A 300-nucleotide genomic window follows, 5' to 3' on the forward strand; every position below is an offset into this window, starting at 1 on the left:
GAACTCGGCGCGCACCACGTCCACCAGGGCCAGCCAGGAAAACAGCGCCATGATCCCCAGCAGCCACCAGAAATTCGGTTCGACAAAGCCTGACAGGATGATCAACAGATACAGCACCGGCAGCCCGGACCACACTTCCAATATTCGTTGCCCGAGCAAGTCGACCCAGCCGCCGTAATATCCCTGCAAGGCACCGGCGGCGATGCCGATGGCGGCGCTGATGGCGGTGAGGGCCAGGGCAAACAGGATCGACACCCGGGCGCCGAAGATCACCCGCGCCAGCACGTCGCGGGATTGGTC

Annotated in this window: 1 protein-coding gene; it reads right to left on the reverse strand. The window is 63.7% G+C overall.

Annotation, left to right across the window (positions count from 1 at the left end):
• Positions 1–300: ABC transporter permease subunit (locus HX873_RS31570; protein WP_371318413.1), on the reverse strand; the 300-nt coding region annotated here is incomplete at both ends.

The sequence above is a fragment of the Pseudomonas sp. P7758 genome, from assembly GCF_013386485.1.
Classification (GTDB): domain Bacteria; phylum Pseudomonadota; class Gammaproteobacteria; order Pseudomonadales; family Pseudomonadaceae; genus Aquipseudomonas.